At 74.3% G+C, this 15,100-nt stretch carries 14 protein-coding genes; 9 read left to right on the top strand and 5 right to left on the bottom strand.

The genetic code is table 11. The features are described 5' to 3' along the window. Nucleotides 1-69 precede the first annotated feature (69 nt). A complete protein-coding gene (locus ACWDR0_RS09530) occupies nt 70-1,542 on the top strand; it encodes a catalase (RefSeq protein WP_456351071.1) in 1,473 nt (490 codons plus the stop codon). Between the two features lie 126 nt (nt 1,543-1,668). Here the strand turns inward: ACWDR0_RS09530 and ACWDR0_RS09525 are convergent, their stop codons facing one another. After that, a complete protein-coding gene (locus ACWDR0_RS09525; protein ID WP_456351070.1) occupies nt 1,669-2,070 on the bottom strand; it encodes a CBS domain-containing protein in 402 nt (133 codons plus the stop codon). A 265-nt stretch (nt 2,071-2,335) separates the two neighbouring features. Continuing rightward, a complete protein-coding gene (locus ACWDR0_RS09520) occupies nt 2,336-2,983 on the bottom strand; it encodes a TetR/AcrR family transcriptional regulator (protein ID WP_456351069.1) in 648 nt (215 codons plus the stop codon). A gap of 139 nt (nt 2,984-3,122) precedes the next feature. Between ACWDR0_RS09520 and hisN the strand changes: the two genes are divergently transcribed. Then, a complete protein-coding gene (gene hisN / locus ACWDR0_RS09515) occupies nt 3,123-3,932 on the top strand; it encodes a histidinol-phosphatase (RefSeq protein WP_456351068.1) in 810 nt (269 codons plus the stop codon). 194 nt (nt 3,933-4,126) lie between these two features. After that, nucleotides 4,127-4,450: a DMT family transporter gene (locus tag ACWDR0_RS09510; RefSeq protein ID WP_006346730.1), complete on the top strand. Its 324-nt coding sequence runs from the start codon at nt 4,127-4,129 to the stop codon at nt 4,448-4,450. Between the two features lie 26 nt (nt 4,451-4,476). Here ACWDR0_RS09510 and rsgA read toward each other — a convergent pair whose 3' ends face one another. The 3 genes from rsgA to ACWDR0_RS09495 all read right to left on the bottom strand — a co-directional run bounded on the left by rsgA (nt 4,477) and on the right by ACWDR0_RS09495 (nt 7,748). Beyond that, complete coding sequence (gene rsgA, locus ACWDR0_RS09505; protein ID WP_456351067.1) at nt 4,477-5,490, bottom strand: ribosome small subunit-dependent GTPase A; 1,014 nt, start codon at nt 5,488-5,490, stop codon at nt 4,477-4,479. Nucleotides 5,491-5,505: 15 nt separating this feature from the next. After that, nucleotides 5,506-6,852: a 3-phosphoshikimate 1-carboxyvinyltransferase gene (gene aroA, locus ACWDR0_RS09500; RefSeq protein ID WP_456351066.1), complete on the bottom strand. Its 1,347-nt coding sequence runs from the start codon at nt 6,850-6,852 to the stop codon at nt 5,506-5,508. Between the two features lie 128 nt (nt 6,853-6,980). Beyond that, nucleotides 6,981-7,748, bottom strand: coding sequence for a M50 family metallopeptidase (locus ACWDR0_RS09495; protein WP_456351065.1), 768 nt, complete (start codon nt 7,746-7,748; stop codon nt 6,981-6,983). 591 nt (nt 7,749-8,339) lie between these two features. Between ACWDR0_RS09495 and ACWDR0_RS09490 the strand changes: the two genes are divergently transcribed. The 6 genes from ACWDR0_RS09490 (at nt 8,340) to ACWDR0_RS09465 (ending at nt 15,056) form a co-directional block, all read left to right on the top strand. Further along, nucleotides 8,340-9,155: an SOS response-associated peptidase gene (locus ACWDR0_RS09490; protein ID WP_456351064.1), complete on the top strand. Its 816-nt coding sequence runs from the start codon at nt 8,340-8,342 to the stop codon at nt 9,153-9,155. Between the two features lie 198 nt (nt 9,156-9,353). Further along, on the top strand, nt 9,354-10,118 hold the full coding sequence (locus ACWDR0_RS09485; RefSeq protein WP_456351063.1) for an alpha/beta hydrolase family protein: 765 nt from the start codon (nt 9,354-9,356) through the stop codon (nt 10,116-10,118). 323 nt (nt 10,119-10,441) lie between these two features. Further along, nucleotides 10,442-11,173, top strand: coding sequence for a sigma-70 family RNA polymerase sigma factor (locus ACWDR0_RS09480; protein WP_456351134.1), 732 nt, complete (start codon nt 10,442-10,444; stop codon nt 11,171-11,173). After that, nucleotides 11,170-11,484, top strand: a complete 315-nt coding sequence (gene rsrA / locus ACWDR0_RS09475) for a mycothiol system anti-sigma-R factor (protein ID WP_456351062.1) — start codon at nt 11,170-11,172, stop codon at nt 11,482-11,484. The genes ACWDR0_RS09480 and rsrA overlap by 4 nt, the downstream gene beginning before the upstream one ends. Nucleotides 11,485-11,727: 243 nt before the next feature. Next, nucleotides 11,728-13,389: an HD-GYP domain-containing protein gene (locus ACWDR0_RS09470; RefSeq protein WP_456351061.1), complete on the top strand. Its 1,662-nt coding sequence runs from the start codon at nt 11,728-11,730 to the stop codon at nt 13,387-13,389. A 392-nt stretch (nt 13,390-13,781) separates the two neighbouring features. Further along, nucleotides 13,782-15,056: an HD-GYP domain-containing protein gene (locus ACWDR0_RS09465; RefSeq protein ID WP_456351133.1), complete on the top strand. Its 1,275-nt coding sequence runs from the start codon at nt 13,782-13,784 to the stop codon at nt 15,054-15,056. The last annotated feature ends 44 nt before the right edge of the window (nt 15,057-15,100 follow it).

The following is a 15,100-nucleotide window of genomic DNA, read 5'->3' as shown; positions in this document are numbered from 1 at the left end:
GACTTGACTTAGACAAAGTCCATCGTAGGATCGGTTTCGGCGAAACGCCAAGGGACAGGACACGCAGGGATGACGCAGGAGGCGCACGTGACGACGCAGGGACCGCTCACCACGGAGGCCGGAGCTCCGGTCGCCGACAACCAGAACAGCGAGACCGCGGGCGTCGGCGGTCCTGTTCTCGTTCAGGACCAGCTGCTGATGGAGAAGCTCGCGCACTTCAACCGCGAGCGGATCCCGGAGCGCGTCGTCCACGCGCGGGGCGCCGGCGCGTACGGCACCTTCACCGTGACCAGGGACGTCTCGCAGTGGACCCGGGCGGCCTTCCTGTCCGAGGTCGGCAAGGAGACCGAGACCTTCCTGCGCTTCTCGACGGTCGCGGGCAACCTGGGCGCGGCCGACGCGGTGCGCGACCCCCGCGGTTTCGCGCTGAAGTTCTATACCGAAGAGGGCAACTACGACCTCGTCGGCAACAACACCCCGGTCTTCTTCATCAAGGACGCCATCAAGTTCCCGGACTTCATCCACACCCAGAAGCGCGACCCCTACTCGGGTTCGCAGGAGCCGGACAACGTCTGGGACTTCTGGGGGCTGTCGCCGGAGTCCACCCACCAGGTGACCTGGCTCCACGGCGACCGCGGTATCCCCGCCTCGTACCGTCATATGAACGGCTACGGTTCGCACACCTACCAGTGGACCAACGAGGCCGGTGAGGTCTTCTGGGTCAAGTACCACTTCAAGACCGACCAGGGCATCAAGAACCTGCCGGCGGACGAGGCCAACCGGCTGGCCGGCGAGGACCCGGACAGCCACCAGCGGGACCTGCGCGAGGCCATCGAGCGCGGCGACTTCCCGAGCTGGACCGTCCAGGTGCAGATCATGCCCGCGGCGGAGGCGGCCGGTTACCGCTTCAACCCCTTCGACCTGACCAAGGTCTGGCCGCACGAGGACTACCCGCCGGTCGAGATCGGCAAGCTGGAGCTGAACCGCAACCCGGAGAACATCTTCGCCGAGGTCGAGCAGTCCATCTTCAGCCCCGCCCACTTCGTGCCGGGTATCGGCCCGTCCCCGGACAAGATGCTCCAGGGCCGGCTCTTCGCCTACGGCGACGCCCACCGCTACCGCGTCGGCATCAACGCCGACCACCTTCCGGTGAACCGGCCGCACGCCACCGAGGCCCGTACCCACAGCCGGGACGGCTACCTCTACGACGGCCGGCACAAGGGCGCCAAGAACTACGAGCCCAACAGCTTCGGCGGCCCGCACCAGACCGACCGTCCGCTCTGGTCGGCCACTGCGGTCTCCGGCGCCACCGGCACCCACCCGGCGGCGGACCACGCCGAGGACAACGACTTCGTCCAGGCGGGCAACCTCTACCGGCTGATGTCGGAGGACGAGAAGTCCCGGCTGATCGAGAACCTGGCCGGCGGTATCTCCGGGGTCTCCCGCGACGATATCGCCGAGCGGGCGATCAACAACTTCCGTCAGGCCGACGGAGACTTCGGCAAGCGGCTGGAGGCCGCGGTCCAGGCCCTGCGCGGCTGACGGGCGCCTGCCGTCGAGCGGGAGGGCCGGGCCGGCCGCCGGATCACGGCGGCCGGCCCGGCCCTGCTGCGTTCTCCGCGGCCCACCGGGGTCCCGGGTGCCGGGTCCGGCGGGCCGGTGCGCCGCTCAGCCGACCAGGGTCTCCCGGTGGCGGCGGGCCGGGGCCCAGCAGCGGACGATGTCCCGGACCGAGACGATGCCCACCGGGCCCGCGTCGTCCAGCACGATCAGGTGGCGGAAGCCGCCGCGGGACATGGCCTCGGCCGCCTCCTCCAGCGTCCAGGAGGGCGCCGCGAAGACGACGTCGGTGGTGGTGTGGGCGCCGGCGGTCTCCCGGTCGGGGTCCTGGCCGGTGCCGACCGATGTGAGGATGTCGCGCTCGGTGAGGATGCCGGGGCCCTCGGCATCACCGTCGAGGACGACGGCCGCACCGACCCGGCGGGCGGCCATCAGCCCGGCGGCCTGCCGGAGGGTATGGGCGGGGCCGATGGTGAGGACCACCGTGCTCATGGCGTCACGGACGAGCATGGACGGAGCCACCTCCTTGGGGAACCGGCCCTTTCGAGAACCGATTCACAAATTCACAAACGGGGGCACCTTCAGAGTCGCAGCCCGGCGGTGCCGCATCAAGGGGTGCGGCGGCAGCGGGTGGGACGGCAGGGGTACGACGGCAGCGGGCACGGCAGCGGCGGGCGGGACGGCAGAGGCACGGCGGCACTGGTTGCGGCGGCAGTGGTTAATGGCGGCACTGGTTACGGCGGCGGCCCGGCACCGGGCCCCGCGGCGGGCGCCGTCAGTCGGCGACCGGGGCCGGAACCGGCAGCCGGGCGGGCGTCAGGGCCGTACGGACCAGGGCGCCCACACCCCCGCGGCCCGGAGCGACCACATAGGACAGCGCCAGCCGGACCGCGAGTTCGCAGCGGTGCGCCAGCGCGGCGGCCTCGTCCGGCGGTGGCGGGCCGTCGTCGCGGGACCGTTCCAGAGCGGCCAGGGACCGGTCCCGTACCGCCGCCGCCACCTCCGACGGGGCCGGCGGGCCGGTGTCCACGGGGTGCCGGACCGGCGGCGGACCGGTGCCCTCGCCGGAGCGGGCGGTACGGGGCGCGGGCAGCCGCTCGCCCCAGCAGCCGGTCAGCAGGGCCCGCAGCAGCGGCCGGGCCCGGGCCTGGGCCACGGTCCACTCGGCGAGAGCGACCAGCTTCTCCGCCGCGGACGGGCCGGCCCGCTCCGTGAGCAGCCGGTCCACCCCGTGGAAGAAGGCGTCCGCCTCCCGGCGCACCAGCGCCCGGGCCAGCCCGTCCTTGCTGCCGAACTCGTTGTAGAGGGTCTGCCGGGACACGCCCGCCGAGGCCGCGACATCGACCATCCGCACCGCTGACCAGGGCAGTTGGTCGAGCGCCCGCAGGGCGGCGCTCAGCAGGGACTCTCGCGCTGTGGGCACGGTCACCTCCGGGCCGAGGGGGCTCGATGTCAGGGTTGACGCGGCCCCTTCAGGTGTCAAGAGGTACGGCCGCCCGCCCCGCCGCATGGCCGGATCCGGCCCCGGAACGCACCGGCGGAGCACCGATAGAGTGAGGATCATGCCCGAGTACGACGATGATCTGAGCCTCGCCCATGTCCTCGCGGACGCCGCCGACGCCGCCACCACGGCCCGGTTCCGGGCCCTCGACCTCCAGGTCGAGACCAAGCCTGATATGACCCCGGTGTCGGAGGCCGACCGGGCGGCCGAGGAGCTGATCCGGGCCCGGCTCCAGCGGGCCCGCCCGGACGACGCGATCCTCGGCGAGGAGTACGGGGTCGAGGGCACGGGCCCCCGCCGCTGGGTGATCGACCCCATCGACGGCACCAAGAACTATGTCCGCGGAGTGCCGGTCTGGGCCACGCTGATCTCCCTGATGGAGGAGGGCGAGGACGGCTGGCAGCCGGTCGTCGGCGTGGTCTCCGCCCCCGCCCTCGGCCGCCGCTGGTGGGCGGCCCGGGGCGCCGGCGCCCACACCGGCCCCTCGCCGGACGCCGGAACGCCGATCCGGGTGTCCTCGGTCTCCCGGATCGCGGACGCCTCCTTCGCGTACTCCTCGCTCACCGGCTGGAAGGAGCGGGGGAGCCTGGACGGCCTTCTCCGGCTGAGCGACGACTGCTGGCGCACCCGCGGCTACGGCGACTTCTGGTCGTACATGATGGTCGCCGAGGGCTCGGTGGACATCTGCGCCGAACCGGAACTGTCGCTCTGGGACATGGCGGCCGTGGCCGCCGTCGTCCAGGAGGCGGGCGGCACCTTCACCGCCCTCGACGGCCGGCCCGGCCCGCACGGCGGCAACGCGGCGGCGTCGAACGGCCTGCTGCACGAGGCACTGCTCGGCTATCTGGGTGACGAGCCGCGCCGGCGGTGATGTCCCGGGAGCCCTGACACCCCGGCCCTGTCCCTCCGGGCCCGGGGTGCGCGGTGAGCGGGCCGGAGGGCCCCGGGCGGCCGGGCGACGCGCAGTCGGGTGACGCGGCGACGTTTGCGGTGTACCTCCGTCGGCAAATGCATAATCGCATCACGTCCGACGAAGCAGTCACCGACTGTTGGGGAGGCACTCACATGGCGTGGCTGCTCGTGGTGGTCGCCGGAATCCTGGAGACGGGATTCGCCGTCTGTCTGAAGCTCTCCCACGGTTTCACCCGGCTCTGGCCCACCGTCGCCTTCGCGGCCTTCGCCCTCGGCAGCTTCGGCCTGCTCACGCTGGCCCTCAAGAAGCTCGACGTGGGCCCGGCGTACGCCGTCTGGACCGGTATCGGCGCCGCCGGAACGGCGATCTACGGGATGATCTTCCTGGGCGACCTGGTCTCCACCCTGAAGATCGTTTCCATCAGCCTGGTGATCGTTGGTGTGATCGGCCTCCAGCTCTCCGGCTCCGCGCACTGAATTCTCCGGCGCTCCCCGGCGCCGGATCAGTCGCCTTCGCGCCGCTCCCTGGTGGCCAGCAGCCGCCGGAGGGAGACCAGCCGGGCCGGGTCGGCATGCCCCTCGGCGACCCAGTCGTCGAGCGCGCAGTCGGGCTCGTCGTGGCTGCAGGCGCGGGGGCAGTTCTCGGTGCCGGGTTCCAGATCGGGGAAGGCGTGGATGACGCGCGCCGGATCCACATGGTGCAGGCCGAAGGAGCGGACGCCCGGGGTGTCGATGACCCAGCCGCCCTCGTCGCCCGCCAGCGGCAGCGCCAGCGCGGACGTGGTGGTGTGGCGGCCTCGGCCGGTGACCGCGTTGACATGGCCGGTGCTGCGCCGCCGGTCCTCCGGGACGAGCGCGTTGACCAGGGTCGTCTTGCCGACCCCGGAGTGGCCCACGAAGGCCGTGGTCCGGCCGTCGAGATGGGCCAGGACCCGGTCGGCGGCCCGGCCGTCCACGAACTCGTCCCGGGTGGTGACGATGTACGGGACGCCGAGCGCCCCGTACATCTCCAGCAGTCCGTCCGCGGGGGCCAGATCGGATTTGGTGAGGACGAGCAGGGGTGCGAGCCCGCCGTCGTAGGCGGCGACCAGACAGCGGTCGATCAGCCGGGGCCGCGGCTCGGGGTCGGCGAGCGCGGTGACGATCGCGAGCTGGTCGGCGTTGGCGACGACGACGCGCTCGTACGGATCGTCGTCGTCGGCGGTGCGGCGCAGTACGGAGGTCCGCGGTTCGATCCGGACGATCCGGGCGAGGGTGTCCTTGGTGCCGGACAGATCGCCGACGAGGGCGACCCGGTCCCCGACGACGGCGGCCTTGCGGCCGAGTTCGCGGGCCTTCATGGCGGTGACGACCCGGTCCTCGACGAGACAGGTCAGCCGGCCCCGGTCGACGGTGAGGACCATTCCTTCGGAGGCGTCCTCGTGTTTGGGCCGGATACTGGTCCGGGGCCGGTTGCCCTTCCGGTTGGGCCGGACCCGGATGTCGTCCTCGTCGGGGTTCTTGCCGTAGCGCCGCATTGCCTCAGATCCCGTTCAGCTTTCCGACCCCGCTGTTTCGGGCAGGCCGAGCATGGCCGCCCACATCGCCGGGAAGTCGGGGAGGGTCTTCGCGGTGGTGGCCACGTTCTCGATCTCCACGCCCTTGACGGCGAGGCCGATGATGCTGCCCGCGGTGGCCATGCGGTGGTCGTCGTAGGTGTGGAAGACCCCGCCGTGCAGGGTGCGGGGGCGGATGTGGAGACCGTCCGCCGTCTCAGTGACATCGCCGCCGAGCCCGTTGATCTCACGGGTGAGCGCGGCCAGCCGGTCCGTCTCGTGGAGCCGCAGATGGGCGACGCCCCGCAGGGTGGAGGGGGAGTCGGCGAGGGCGGCGACGGCGGCGATGCCGGGCGTCAGCTCCCCGACCTCGGAGAGGTCCACGTCGATGCCGTGGATCCGGCCGCTGCCGGTGAAGGTGAGGCCGAGGTCCGTCAGCTCGCAGGCACCGCCCATCTCGGTGAAGATCCGGCGCAGCGCGTCACCGGGCTGGGTGGTGCGCTCGGGCCAGTCGCGGACGGTGACCCGGCCGCCGGTGATCAGCGCCGCCGCCAGGAACGGCTGGGCGTTGGAGAGGTCGGGCTCGATCACCAGATCGCGGCCGAGCAGGGCGGAGGGGGAGACCCGCCAGACATTGGGCTCGCCGCCGGTCTCCGGCTCGTCGACCTGGGCGCCGACCGCGCGGAGCATATCGACGGTCATCCGGATGTGCGGCATCGACGGCAGCGTGGCGCCCACGTGCCGTACCTCGACGCCCTGGTTGAACCGGGGGGCGGAGAGCAGCAGCGCGGAGACGAACTGCGACGACGAGGAGGCGTCGATCTCCACGGAGCCGCCGTCCAGGGCGCCGCCGCCGTGGACGGTCAGCGGCAGCGCGCCGCGGCCGTCGTCGTCGATCCGGGCGCCCAGGGCGCGCAGCGCGTCGATCACGCCGTGCAGGGGACGCTCGTACGACCGGGGGTCGCCGTCGAAGCGGACGGGGCCGTCGGCGAGGGTGGCGACGGGCGGCAGGAAGCGCATGACGGTGCCCGCGTTGCCGACGTCGACGGTGGCGGGGCCGTGCAGCCCGGCCGGGATGACCCGCCAGACCTCGCCCTCGCCGTCGGGGCCGACGCCCTCCTCGATACCGACGCCCAGAGCGCGCAGCGCCTCGGCCATCAGCAGGCTGTCGCGGGAGCGCAGCGGGCGGCGCAGCCAGCCCGGCTCGGCGGCGAGCGCGGCCAGGACGAGGGCACGGTTGGTGACCGACTTCGATCCGGGCACGGTCACCGTCGCTTCGACGGCTCCGCTCGCGTAGGGGGCGGGCCAGAGGGCGGGGGCGGGGTGCGCCGGGGCTTCGGTCATGGCCAATACTTTAGTGGCTCGGCCGACGCCCCGATCTTGATCAAATCCACCGGAACCAGGACGTAATCCCTCGGTGGTACGTCACCGGAGTGCCCCGGCGGCGGCCGGTTCCCGCCCCCGGCCCCGGGTCACCTGAGGTCGAGCAGCCAGCGCCCGCCGCCGATCAGCGCGGTGAGCGAGACGGCGTGGAAGAGGAAGAGCCAGAGCCCGGCCGGTACATGGGTGAGCCGGGACAGCTGGTCGGCGTCGGAGTCGGGGGCGCCGCCGCGGCGCCGCTTGGCCTGGAGCTCGAAGGCCGGGCGGACCCCGCCGAGCAGCAGGAACCAGACCGCGGCGGCGGCGAAACCGGCCTGTACATCGGGTTCGGCCAGCCAGGAGACCAGCAGGAAGGCGGCGCCCGTCGACACGACGGTGAACACGCCCCACAGGTTCCGGATCATCAGCAGCATCGCCAGCAGCAGCGCCGTGGCCAGCCAGAGCAGCAGGGTGGTGCGCCCGGCGGTGAGCAGCGCGGCACCGCCGAGGCCGAGCAGGGACGGGGCGGGGTAGCCCGCGGCGGCGGTGAGGATCATGCCGATACCGGTGGGCCGTCCCCGGCTCACGGTCAGTCCGCTGGTGTCGGAGTGCAGCCGGATGCCCTCCAGACTGCGGCCGGTGACCAGGGCGAGCAGCCCGTGGCCGCCCTCGTGGGCGATGGTGACGGCGTTGCGGGAGAGCCGCCACAGCGGATTGGGGACCACCGCCATCAGGGCGAGGGCCCCGGTCAGCACGATGATCCACTGTTCCGGCGGGGGCTGGATCCCGGTCAGCCGGTCCCAGAGCCCGGTCGCGGAGGCGCTGCTCAGGAGGGGCCCGGTCGTGGCGTCGGGCAGACCGGCGACGGTGGTCCTGTCCATGGCGGGCGGCTCCTGGGTGGTCGGGACGGGCGGTGGACTGCTCCCGGGCCGGTGGGCGGATCCGGCCGATACGGCGGATACGGCGGATACGGGAGCAGGGACAGCGGATACGGGCGCGGGGATACGGGAGTGCAGTCTGGCATCCGGACATGTGCGCCCGGCCGGGTGCCTCCCGGGGTTCCGGTCCGCCGGCCGGTGGTGCGGTCTTCGGTGGTGCGTGTCCGAGGACGTGTACCGGGGGAGACGCCCGGACGGAGCGGATCGTTCCGGCCGGAGCCGGAGCCGGAGCCGGAGCCGGAGCCGGAGCAGGGGGCGGGGTCGGGCACGCGCCCGGTGCCGGGGTCCCGGTGCAGCCCTCCGCTGGGCTTTCCGGCCACCGGAGCGGCCCGGCCGGGCAGACTGCTGGGACGCACCGCCGCGGCCGCCGGGTACGGGGAGTCCCCGGACCGGCCACGGGAGCCGGTCCCGGGACGGGCCGGCCGGTGCGTCCGCCGCGGTGTGCGCGGCGGTCCCGCGGGCCCGGAACCACGGACCCGCCGGAATGACGGCGCACGGCCGTACGGTTGTGCAGGGCGAAGGGGTGGTTTGGAGATGTGCGGACGGTACGCGGCGAGCCGGGCGCCCGAGGACCTCGTCGGGCTCTTCGGCGTACAGAAATGGGAACCGGAGGAGACGCTCGCGCCCGACTACAACATCGCCCCGACCAAACAGGTCCAGGTGATAGTGGAGCGCCCGCTGCGGGACTCCGGGGATCCCGCCCCGGTCCGCCAGCTCCGGACGGTGAAGTGGGGGCTGGTGCCGTCCTGGGCCAAATCGCCCGAGGGCGCCGCCCGGCTGATCAACGCCCGCGCGGAGACCGTCCACGAGAAGCCGTCGTTCCGGCGGGCCTTCGCCGCCCGCCGGTGCATCGTCCCCGCCGACGGCTACTTCGAGTGGGTCACCGGCGCCGAGGAGCGGGAGCTGGAGGAGAAGGGCCGGAAGAAGCGGCCCCGTAAGCAGCCGTACTTCGTCACCCCCGCCGACGGTTCCGTTTTCGCCATGGCCGGGCTGTACGAGTTCTGGCGCGACCGTACGCTGCCGGACGACCATCCGCTGGCCTGGTGGGCGACCTGCACGGTCGTCACCACCGAGGCGGAGACCGGCCCGCTGGGCGTCGCGCCCGCCGACGGGCCGCGGACCCTGGCCGAGATCCACCCCCGGATGCCGCTGATGCTCACCCCGGACCGCTGGGACGCCTGGCTGGACCCGGCCCGGACCGACCCGGCGAACCTGCGGTCGCTGCTGGAGCCGCCGCCGGAGGGGCTGATGCGGGCCTATCCGGTCTCCACCGCCGTCAGCAACGTCCGCAACAACGGCCCCGAGCTGCTGACCGAGCTGGAAGGTCCGGAGGAGGGCACCCTCTTCTGACGCCTGACGCCTGACGCCTGACGCCCGTTTGCCACGGGCCCCGGCGGTCGGCGCCGGTCCCGGGCCGTCCCCGGCCCCGCCCGCCGCGGAATCCCCGGCGCCCGGCGCCCGGCGGGGCAGGATGGGGGCCGGCTTCCCGCGCCCTGCCCGCGCGGGCCCTCGGCGCCCCGGGGCCGGGGCGGGAACGGAGACATCGGCATGGAGCACGGCCGCGGGAACGGCACGGACAAGGGGCGCGGGGCGAGGACGGCGGGCGCCGCGGCCCGGGGCGAAGAGCCGCCGGCCGCGGCCGCGCCCGTACCGGAACCCGAGGCACCGGAACCCGAGGCGCCCGAGCCCGAGGACGTCGGGACGGACGCCGGTCCCGCCCGGATCCTCTGGCACCGGGCCCGCAGGCCCCGGCTGGTCCTCGCCCTCGGCCACGGCGCCGGCGGCGGTACGGGCGCCCGCGACCTCACCGCGCTCGCCGCGGCCCTGCCCGCCGACGGGGTGACCGTCGCCCTGGTGGAGCAGCCGTGGCGGGTGGCCGGGAAGAAGGTCGCCCCCGCGCCGAAGACCCTGGACACCGGGTGGCGCGGAGTCTGGCCCGCGCTGGCCCGGCCCGGGCTGCCGGTCGTCGCCGGGGGCCGCAGCGCGGGCGCCCGCGTCGCCTGCCGGACCGCACCGGAGCTGGGGGCCGCCGCCGTCCTCGCCCTGAGCTTCCCGCTCCACCCGCCCGGCCGCCCCGAACGGTCCCGCGCGGACGAACTCCTCGGCGCCGGTGTGCCGACCCTGGTCGTCCAGGGCGGCAACGACGCCTTCGGCCGTCCGGAGGAGTTCCCCCGCGGGCCGTACGAACTCGTCGAGGTCCCGTACGCCGACCACGCGTTCGCCGTGCCCAAACGCTCCGGCCGGACCGCCGGGGAGACCGTGACGATGATCACGGAGGCCGTCTCGGGGTGGCTGCGGACCCTGCGGGAATGACCGGCGCCCGCGCTCTGTTGTGCGGAATACCGAGTGATAACCGGGGCCGTTGCGCAGCACGAGGACGCGGCGGGACAGGGTCGGCGGCAGGGCCGGCAGCAGAGCCGACAACAAGCATGGAGTAGGGAGTCCGACGCATGGGATCGACCATCTGCCCCCGCCGTCCGCACACCGCTGACCTCGGCTGGACCGTGCTCACGTCGGAGGCCGCCGCCCCCGAGCGGGCGAAGGCCGGGGTCGATCACCGGGAGCCCGTGGCCGAGGGTCGACTATTCTCCGATTCGAGCGGGTCCGCATTCGGCCTCGCCACAGCGTTGGAGGAGGTGGGTCCGGTCACTGGGACCGACGCAGGGACCGACGGCGGCCAGGCACACAAGGCGCACGGGGCCGACCGGTCCGGCACGGCGGGCACCACCGCCGCCGGACAGACGGCGGAGCGCGGCGCGGCGGAGACCCCCGCCGAGCGCAACGCCCGTTTCGAGCGCGACGCCCTGGCCTTCCTCGACCAGATGTACTCGGCCGCCCTGCGCATGACGCGCAACCCGGCGGACGCCGAGGACCTGGTCCAGGAGACGTACGCCAAGGCGTACGGGTCGTTCCACCAGTTCCGTGAGGGCACGAATCTCAAGGCGTGGCTCTACCGGATCCTCACCAACACCTTCATCAACTCGTACCGCAAGAAGCAGCGCGAGCCCCAGCGCAGTGCGGCCGAGGAGATCGAGGACTGGCAGCTGGCGCGTGCCGAGTCGCATATGTCGACCGGTCTGCGCTCGGCCGAGTCGCAGGCGCTGGACCACCTGCCCGACTCCGATGTGAAGGCCGCTCTCCAGGCCATCCCGGAGGAGTTCCGGATCGCGGTCTATCTCGCGGACGTCGAGGGCTTTGCGTACAAGGAGATCGCGGACATCATGGGAACACCCATCGGGACGGTGATGTCCCGCCTGCACCGGGGCCGGCGTCAGCTGCGCGGTCTGCTGGAGGACTACGCCCGTGAGCGCGGCCTGGTTCCCGCCGGTGCGGGGGAGTCGGACGAAGCGAAAGGCTCGGGCTCATGAGCTGCGGAGAGCCGCACGAGACGGACTGCTCGGAGGTGCTGGACCACCTCTACGAGCTTCTCGACGGTGAGATGCCCGACGCCGACTGCACCAAGTTCGAGGTGCACTTCGAGGAGTGCTCCCCCTGCCTGGAGATGTACGGGCTGGAGCAGGCGGTGAAGAAGCTGGTCAAGCGGTGCTGCGGATCGGACGACGTCCCCTCCGACCTGCGCTCCAAGGTGATGGGCCGGATCGACCTGATCCGCGCCGGGCACCCCGTGCCCGAGGAGGACGTCACCGTCGGCGGACCGGAGTCCCCGGACCGCGACTGAACTCCGGGCCGTACGGCCCCGGCCTCCGGGCGGACGACGCTATTTGCCAGACACGGCCTTACCGGGCGCGCCGCGGCAACACCAGGCGGCGCGCCCTTCGGCTGCCCGCGACCACCCTTCCGGGGAGCGGATTCACCCGGATGCGGGAACCGTCGGGCGGCCCGTCACTCCTTCGCCCGCCGCTCGTTAGCGTGACACCCGGGTGCACCACCGGCGCGCGGAGCACGAAGGAGGGGTGGCGACGTGCGGTCCGTACCGGCTGCGGCCTTTGCCTATGTCCTCGGTGCCGTCCTCGGTGCCGTCTGGTGCCTGCTGCCCGCCCTGCGCGAGCCCGCCTCCTGGACCACTCTCGGCCTGCTCGCCGCGCTGTACGCGCTCTGCGAACTGCCCGGCCACTGTCCCTACACCGGTGATTCGCTCCCGGTCCGGCCCGGCTCCTTCTTCCCCGTCCTGCTGGCGGCCGCCTTCCTGCTGCCGCCCGCGGCGGCGGCGCTGGTCGCCGTGCCCGGTGCGCTGCTGTCGCGGGTCGACCGGCGGCCCGCCGCGGTCCGGCGGATCTGGCGGGCCGCGCAGCTCGCGCTGGCGACCTGGGCGGCGGCCCGGACCTACGACCTGCTCGGCGTCGACCACATTCCGGGGCCGCCGGACTTCCCCTACGCCCTGCTGCCCGCGGCCGCCGGGGCGCTCGCGTTCTGTCTTGTCCTCGGACTGCTGGAGTGCGGTGTCCTGGTCACGGCGGAACGGCTGCCGCCGCGGGCCGCCTGGCGTACGGCCGGGACCCCGGGCGGTCCGGGCGGCGGCGGGCGGCCGGGCGGACCCGGCGGCCCGCTGGGCGCGGCGGCGGTGCCGTATCTGGTCCACGGGCTGGCCGGACTGATGATGGCGGTGCTCTGGCGCAGCCCGTACGGCCCGGTGTCGGCGGTCTTCGTGCTGCTGCCGATGTACATCTCCTGCTGGCTGTTCGCCCAGTACCAGCGGGAGTCCGCGGCCCACCGGGCGACCATCCGCTCCCTGGTCCAGGCCGTCGACATCAAGGACCGCTACACCCGGGGGCACGGCGAGCGGGTGGGCCGGGCCTCGGTGCTGATCGCCCGGGAGCTGCGGATGGACGGGGACCGGCTGGAAGCCGTCCGGTTCGCCGGGATCCTGCACGACGTGGGCAAGCTCGGGGTGCCGACCCGGATCCTGCGCAAGGACGGACCGCTGACGCCGGAGGAGCGGCGGGTGATCGAACTGCACCCCGAGTACGGCCATGAGATCACCCGCGGTATCGGCTTTCTCCGCGAGGCGCGGACGGCGATCCTCCACCACCACGAACGTCTCGACGGCAGCGGGTATCCGCACGGGCTGGCCGGGGACGCCATCCCCGAGTTCGCCCGGGTGGTCGCGGTGGCCGACGCGTTCGACGCGATGACCTCCACCCGCTCCTACAGCCGGGCCCGGCCGGTGTCCGTCGCCCTCAAGGAGCTGGAGCGGTGCGCGGGCTCCCAGTTCGACCCGCGGATGGTGGCGGCGCTGGTCCGGGCACTCGCCCGGTACGGCTGGGAGACGGAGGTCACCTCGGACGAACCGCTGCTCCCGCCCCAGCGCTCCGGCGCCCCGGCCGCGGCGGCCCCGGTTCCGGGCCGGGGCCCGGCCCCCCGCCGCCGCCCGCCTGCCGCGGGCCCGGAGCGTGGTTCGCCGACCCCGAGGCCCGCGCCCGAGCCTCCGGATCGGGGGCCGTCGGCCCCGGACCCGGAGGCGGCGCCCGGTCGCCGAAGGCCCGCCCCGGCACCGGACCGCGGACCGGCACCGCCGGACCCCGCTCCTCCGGAGTCCGGCCTCCGGCCGTCCGGCGTCGTGCCCGGCCGGGGCCGGGCGGCCGGTCCCGGTGCCCGCCGTGACGGGGAAGGCGGCCGCCGGTGAACCGTCCCGACGAGCGGCACCCCGGGCCCGGCGGAGCCGGGACCCCCGGCCCGGGGACGGGTCCCCGGCGGATCCGCCGGGCCGGTCCGGACCGCGACCGCGACCCGGACGCCCGTGCCGCCCGCAACGCGGCGCGCGCCGTACCCCGGCAGGGCCCCGAGGGCCCCCGCCCGGCCCGCGCACCGGCCCCGGCGGCTGATCCCCGGGCGCGCCACGGCACCCCCGGGGACGGCGCGGGCTCCGCGGCGTACCGGAGCCCCGTCCCCGTACGGCCCGGGACGGCGAAAGAACCCGGCCGCGGCCCGGCCCCGGGCCGCCGGTCCCGGCGGGCGGCGCTTCTCACGGGGTACGGCGCCGCCGGGCTCCTCGCCTCCGCCGGGCTCGCCCACTGCCTGGTGCACGGCATCGAGCAGCCCGGGATCGCCCTGGCCGTCGGGCTGCTGATCGCCGTCGGCGAGGCCGCCCGCCGCCCGGTGCCCGCCGGATCGCGCGAGCCCGCGCCCCTCGCGGCCGCGGGGATGCTGGCGTACGCCCTCCTGGGCGAGTGCGCCGGGCGCACGACCACCCACGGCGCACTCCAGGTCGTCGTCGTAGTCCTCACCGCGACCCTTGCCGGGGCCGCCGCCCGGCCCGCCCGTGACCGCCGCCGGGTGCTGCGCGAACTCCCCGGCCATCTCGCCCGCCGGATCCTCGTCGCCGCCTTCGCCACCGTCTGCTTCCAGCCACTGTCCGCCGCCGGGACACCGGGCGACCCGTCCGCGGGCGCCGCGTACGCCCTGTTCCTGCTGCTCCTGCTGGCCCTGACCGCGCTCTGCGACACCGTGCTGCGCGCCGCGTTCCGCGGCTCCCGCACCGGCTTTCCGTACGGACCCCTGCTCCGCGACGAACTCCGCGCACTGCCCTCCATCGGCTCGGCGGTCTGCGCCACGGGCGTGGTGATGGCGCTCTCCGTCACCGTCGCCGGGCTGTGGGCACTGCCGGTTTTCAGCCTTCCCCTGCTGCTCACCCAGCTGTCCCTGAGCCGTTACGAGGCCGTGCGCGCGACCTACTGGCAGACCATCGCCTCCCTGGCCCGCGCCACCGAGATCGCCGGATACACCCCGCCGGGGCACTCCCGCCGGGTGGCCGGCCTGGCCGTGGCCGTCGGCCGGGAGCTGGGCCTCGGCTGCGCGGAGCTGACCGTTCTGGAGTACGCGGCCCTGATGCACGACATCGGCCAGCTGTCGCTGGTCGACCCGGTGCCCGACGGCGCCACCGCGCCGCTCCCGGCCGCCGAGCAGCGCCGGATCGCGCTGCTCGGCGGGGCCGTCGTCCGGCAGACGGGGGTTCCGGTCGCCGTCGCCGCCGTGGTGGAGCAGCAGGCCGATCCGTACCGTGACCAGACGGTCGCGGCCCGTATTGTCCGCACCGTCAACGCATACGACGATCTGACCGGGGGAACCGGTAGGGAGAGCGGCGTCGGCGCGGACGCGTCCTTCGGTGTGCGCTCCCGCGCGCGCCATGCGGTGACCGCGCTGGAGGCGCTCGAAGAACTCCGGCTGGGCACCGGCCGGGACCACCACCCCGAGGTCGTCGAGGCCCTCGGCCGGGTGCTGGCGCGGGGCGGCCGCGCCGGTGCGGTGCCCGGCCCCGGACCCGGCGGGCCCGCGGCCCGGACCTCCTGGTGACCCATGGGTAAGGAGCCGGTCCCCGGCCCGGCATGGTTGGATGC

The sequence above is a fragment of the Streptomyces sp. NPDC003691 genome, from assembly GCF_053981115.1.
The sequence above is the reverse complement of the archived record's forward strand: the minus strand, read 5'-3'. Positions and strand labels throughout refer to the sequence as shown.